The following is a 1,793-nucleotide window of genomic DNA, read 5'->3' as shown; positions in this document are numbered from 1 at the left end:
AAAGGATGTGGAACTGCACAGACAACCAGGATGTTGGCTTAGAAGCAGCCATTCATTTAAAGAGTGCGTAATAGCTCACTGGTCAAGTGGTTCTGCGCCGAAAATGTAACGGGGCTCAAGTTCGCCACCGAAGCTTCGGATGTGTTGGTTATCTCTGTTTTCTCTTTGAAGTGAACGATGAGGGTTCATTTCGTCAAAACGAACCATGAGTTTTAATTGGAAAGTTTTGACTAAATGCCTCAGCGAAAGTTCGCCAAGTGAGGAGACAACAGAGATAACCAGCACATGGTAGAGGAGCGTTCCAACAGCGCTGAAGGTAGACCGAAAGGACTGCTGGAGTGGTTGGAAGTGAGAATGCCGGTATGAGTAGCGATAAGAAGGGTGAGAATCCCTTCCGCCGAAAACCTAAGGTTTCCTGAGGAAGGTTCGTCCGCTCAGGGTAAGTCGGGACCTAAGGCGAGGCCGAAAGGCGTAGTCGATGGACAACAGGTTGAAATTCCTGTACCACCAAGCATCGTTTGAGTGAAGTAGTGACGCAGAAGGGTAGGTCATCATCCTGCCGGAATAGGGTGTCTAAGCGAGTAGGGGGCAAGATAGGCAAATCCGTCTTGCACAAACCCCGAGACGTGATGGGGAAGCGAAATGAGTAGCTGAACTGACTGATCCCATACTGCCGAGAAAAGCTGCTAGCGAGATGTGAGGTGCCCGTACCGCAAACCGACACAGGTAGGTGGGGAGAGAATCCTAAGGCGCGCGAGAGAACCCCCGTTAAGGAACTCGGCAAAATGACTCCGTAACTTCGGGAGAAGGAGTGCCCCATTAGTGTGAAATCTATTCAGGTGGAGCACGAAGGGGCCGCAGCGAAATGGCCCAAGCGACTGTTTATCAAAAACACAGGTCTCTGCTAAGTGGTAACACGAAGTATAGGGGCTGACGCCTGCCCAATGCCGGAAGGTTAAAGGGAAGGGTTAGCGTAAGCGAAGCTCTGAACTGAAGCCCCGGTCAATGGCGGCCGTAACTATAACGGTCCTAAGGTAGCGAAATTCCTTGTCGGGTAAGTTCCGACCTGCACGAAAGGCGCAACGACTTGGGCGCTGTCTCGACGGGGGGCTCGGCGAAATTGTAGTACCTGTGAAGATGCAGGTTACCCGCGACAAGACGGAAAGACCCCGTGGAGCTTTACTGCAGCTTGGTATTGAATTTTGGTATGGAATGTATAGGATAGGTGGGAGACTTAGAAGCCGGGACGCTAGTTTCGGTGGAGTCGTCGGTGGAATACCACTCTTTTCATGCTAGAATTCTAACTGGCGGCCCTGAATCGGGTCACAGGACAGTATCAGGCGGGCAGTTTGACTGGGGCGGTCGCCTCCTAAAAGGTAACGGAGGCGCCCAAAGGTTCCCTCGGTGCGGATGGAAATCGCACGAGAGAGTGTAAAGGCAGAAGGGAGCTTGACTGCGAGACGGACATGTCGAGCAGGTACGAAAGTAGGGCTTAGTGATCCGGTGGTTCTGAGTGGAAGGGCCATCGCTCAACGGATAAAAGCTACCCCGGGGATAACAGGCTTATCTCCCCCAAGAGTTCACATCGACGGGGAGGTTTGGCACCTCGATGTCGGCTCGTCGCATCCTGGAGCTGGAGAAGGTTCCAAGGGTTGGGCTGTTCGCCCATTAAAGCGGTACGCGAGCTGGGTTCAGAACGTCGTGAGACAGTTCGGTCCCTATCTGTCGCGGGCGCAGGAGATTTGAGAGGATCTGTCCCTAGTACGAGAGGACCGGGATGGACGCACCGCTGG

At 53.2% G+C, this 1,793-nt stretch carries 1 rRNA gene; it reads left to right on the top strand.

The annotated features are described in order from the left end of the window. Nucleotides 1-1,793, top strand: a 23S ribosomal RNA gene (locus ACE4YL_RS08625); the annotation flags it as partial.

It is taken from the genome of Candidatus Darwinibacter acetoxidans (assembly GCF_041936445.1).
In the GTDB taxonomy this organism is placed as follows: Bacteria; Bacillota; Limnochordia; order Darwinibacteriales; family Darwinibacteriaceae; genus DTU010.
The sequence above is the reverse complement of the archived record's forward strand: the minus strand, read 5'-3'. Positions and strand labels throughout refer to the sequence as shown.